Below are 3,639 nucleotides of genomic sequence, written 5' to 3'. Positions count from 1 at the left end.
GGATGCTCAAGATCAGCACTTGGCCGAAACCCAGTGCGAGTTTGAGACGGACGCTGGCGTTGACCAGCAAACGGGTCAGCCGAGGAAACATGGTGAACCTCCAAATCTGAGGAAGCATTTCGCAACAGCTGAAACGCTAAATCGATTCGAGGTTGTGGCGGGCTGATAACCGCGTAGGAAATTTCACAAGTTACGGCGGCCTTGCTCTGGCCGCCGTGTGGGGGCGGGTCAGATGCGGAAGCGCCCGACCAGAGACTGCAAATAGATCCCCAAGCGTGCCAGTTCGGCACTCGATGCGGCAGTTTCCTCACTGGCCGAGGAGGTCTGCTCAGACACGTCGCGCACATTCAACACGCTGCGGTTGATCTCTTCGGCCACAGCGCTTTGTTGCTCGGCGGCAGTGGCGATCTGCGAGTTCATCGCCTGAATGGTTGAGACCGTACGCGTGATGTTGCTCAGTGCGTTGCCGGCACGGCGGGTCAGTTCGACGCTGCTGTCGGTGAGACCCCGGCTGTTGTCCATGATGGTCGCCACCTGCTGAGTGCCGTTTTGCAGGCCGACGATCAGCTCTTCGATCTCCTCGGTGGACTTCTGTGTGCGCTGGGCCAGGCTGCGCACCTCGTCGGCCACCACCGCGAAGCCGCGACCGGCTTCACCGGCACGCGCCGCTTCAATCGCCGCGTTCAGCGCCAGCAGGTTGGTTTGCTGGGCGACAGACTTGATCACATCGAGCACGCTGCCGATCTTGTCGCTTTCGCGCTTGAGGTCGCCCATGGCCACCGTGGAATTACCGACCTCGGTAGCCAGGCGCTCAATCTGCGCGATGGCCTCACCGACTACCTTGTCGCCTTCACGGGCCTGTTGGTCCGCTGCAACGGCAGCTTCGGAGGCTTCTTCGGCGTTGCGCGCCACTTCCTGCACGGTGGCGGCCATTTCGTTCATGGCGGTGGCCACTTGGTCGGTCTCAACCTTTTGGCTGTTAACCCCGGCGCTGGTCTGTTCGGTCACGGCCGACAGTTGTTCGGCAGCGCTGGCAATCTGGGTGACACCGTCGCTGATACCGCCGATCAACTCGCGCAGGCCCAGGGTCATGCTTTGCATGGCGCGTTGCAACTGACCCAGCTCGTCCTGGCGGGCGGAGTTGAGGTTATGGCTCAGATCGCCCGAGGCCACGCGCTCGGCGACTGTGAGGGTCTGGTTAAGCGGGATCACGATCTGGCGGGTGATTGCCCAGGCGGCGAGAATGCCGAAGATCAGCGCCAGCACGGTGGCCAGCAGCAACAGCTGTTTAGCCTGCGCGGCATCGGCATCGCGCACGGCGGTCTGGGAGGTGGTGAGTTTTTCGCTGTGCCCCAGCAGGATATCGCCTTGGGCGGTCATGATTTTCAGCGCGGCGGCGCTGGCCACTTGGGAGTCACGGTACTGGCTGACCGCGGCGCGGTAGGCTTGCAGTGACACGCCGGCCTCTTGCAGGTTGGCCTGGTATTGCTCAGGCAGCTTGCCTTGCAGGTCAGTGATTTTCTTCAGGGCATTGTCGATGGCATCCAGGGCTGGTTGCTCGGCCTCGGTCTTGCCGCTGTAGGTATAACCGCGCACCTGGAAGCGCGACTGTTGGATCAACTTGCTCAGCTCGACCACGCTGTTGAACTGCGTGACGCTGTCGCCTTGCAGCAGGGTCGCTTCGATTTCATTGATCTTGGCCACGGCGTTGTCGGCGGTGTCGCCGAGTTTGCTGCGTGCACCCTCACGCTTGAGGCCGGCCAGGACCATTGTGCCAAAGGCTTTTTTGTATTGGCCCAAGGCTTCCAGCTGTTGCTCTACCAGGGCTTTGTCGCCGGGTTGCTCGATCAGCGTTTGGGCGGTTTTGAGGCCATCGTCCAGTTGCTTCAGCAGACCGTTGACGGCATCGGTGCCTTGTTCGCCCCGGCGCATTTCAAAGTCCAGGCGCGCCAGGCGCAGGTCTTTGGTCAGGCCGTTGAGGCTGGAGATAAAGCCCAGTTTGTCGCCGCGACTGATCACGTCGCCCAAGCCGGTCCAGCCGGTGAAGGTGATCAACAGCGTCAGGATCAACACCAAGCCAAAGCCTATGCTCAGCTTGCGATTGACGCTCACATTCCCCAGTTTTTCGGCTAACCAACGATACATGCTGCGATCTCCTTTGGAACAAGGCTTGGACTTATTCAGAGGCTATCGGCAGCGTAGGAAGTTTCTGTAGGTTCTCAGAACCAATGTGGGAGCTGGCTTGCCTGCGATGCAGGCACCTCGGTACATCAGGCATACCCAGGTGATGCAATCACAGGCAAGCCAGCTCCCACTTTTTTCGGGGCAGGTCGGTGTTCAGAACAACCGGGCGAGCAGGGCGGTCACGGCGGTTTCTACGCGCAGGATGCGCGCACCCAGTTGCACCGGTTGCAAGCCGGCCTTGGCCAACAGCTCCACTTCGTAGGGGATCCAGCCGCCTTCCGGGCCGATGGCCAGGGTCACCGGTTCGTCCAGCCCACGTGGGCAGGCCGGGTAATCGCCGGGATGGCCGATCAGGCCCAGAGTCCCTGCGGTCATGGCCGGCAGGCGGTCTTCGACGAACGGCTTGAAGCGCTTTTCGATGCTGATCTCGGGCAGCACCGTGTCTCGTGCCTGCTCCAGGCCGAGGATCAGTTGCTCGCGAACGGCCTCCGGTTCCAGGAACGGGGTTTGCCAGAAGCTCTTTTCGACCCGGTAACTGTTGACCAGCACCACCTTCGGCACGCCCATCGCCGCCACGGTTTGCAGCACCCGGCGCAGCATCTTTGGACGCGGCAGGGCCAGCAGCAGGGTCAGCGGCAGTTTGGTCGGTGGCGGCTGGTCGAAGCTCACGTACAGCTCGGCTTCACCGGCTTCCAGGCGCAGTAATTGCGCGTTGCCCATCAACCCGCCGATTCGCCCGACCCGCAGGTTGTCGCCCACCACCGCGCGGTGGACTTCCTGCATATGCACCAGGCGCCGATCACGCAGGATCACCCGGTCGGCCGCGATAAAGTCGGCCCCCTCAAGCAACAGCAGGTTCACGGGTGCGTCGCTGGCGGCTGGTCGTCGTCGACGGGTTGGTCATCCGGGTGGTCGCCACGCTTGCTGATCAGGCTGCCAAACAGGATGCCGATCTCGAACAGCATCCACATCGGCACGGCCAGCAGGGTCTGCGAGAAAATGTCCGGCGGCGTGAGGATCATGCCGACCACGAAGCAGCCGATGATCACGTAGGGGCGCACTTTCTTCAGGTATTTGACGTCGACCACGCCGATCCACACCAGCAGCACCACGGCCACCGGGATTTCGAAGGCCACGCCAAAGGCGAAGAACAGCGTCATCACGAAATCGAGGTAGCTGGTGATGTCGGTCATCATTTCGACGCCGGCCGGGGTGGCGGCGGCGAAGAATTTGAAGATCAGCGGAAACACCAGGAAATACGCGAAGGCCATGCCGGTGTAGAACAGCAGGATGCTCGACACCAGCAACGGCACCGCAATGCGCTTTTCATGCTTGTACAGGCCCGGCGCAATAAAGCCCCAGATCTGGTGCAGGATCACCGGGATCGCCAGGAACAGCGAGACCATCATGGTCAGCTTCAACGGCGTCAGGAACGGTGACGACACGTCTGTGGCG

General features: G+C 61.6%; 3 protein-coding genes and 1 pseudogene. All 4 read right to left on the bottom strand.

What is annotated here, in order from left to right; genetic code table 11:
• Positions 1 to 228: 228 nt before the first annotated feature.
• Positions 229 to 942, bottom strand: coding sequence for a methyl-accepting chemotaxis protein (locus tag FEM54_RS35170; protein ID WP_407073964.1), 714 nt, complete (start codon positions 940 to 942; stop codon positions 229 to 231).
• A gap of 144 nt (positions 943 to 1,086) precedes the next feature.
• Positions 1,087 to 2,145, bottom strand: a pseudogene (locus tag FEM54_RS35165) (methyl-accepting chemotaxis protein); the annotation flags it as partial.
• Positions 2,146 to 2,337: 192 nt separating this feature from the next.
• Positions 2,338 to 3,045, bottom strand: coding sequence for a 16S rRNA (uracil(1498)-N(3))-methyltransferase (locus FEM54_RS27535; protein ID WP_138453749.1), 708 nt, complete (start codon positions 3,043 to 3,045; stop codon positions 2,338 to 2,340).
• Positions 3,042 to 3,639 (bottom strand): twin-arginine translocase subunit TatC (gene tatC, locus FEM54_RS27530; RefSeq protein WP_138453748.1); only part of this gene is annotated, 598 nt, incomplete at its 5' end. The genes FEM54_RS27535 and tatC, both read right to left, overlap by 4 nt.

The sequence above is a fragment of the Pseudomonas edaphica genome, from assembly GCF_005863185.1.
Lineage (GTDB): Bacteria > Pseudomonadota > Gammaproteobacteria > Pseudomonadales > Pseudomonadaceae > Aquipseudomonas > Aquipseudomonas edaphica.
The sequence above is the reverse complement of the archived record's forward strand: the minus strand, read 5'-3'. Positions and strand labels throughout refer to the sequence as shown.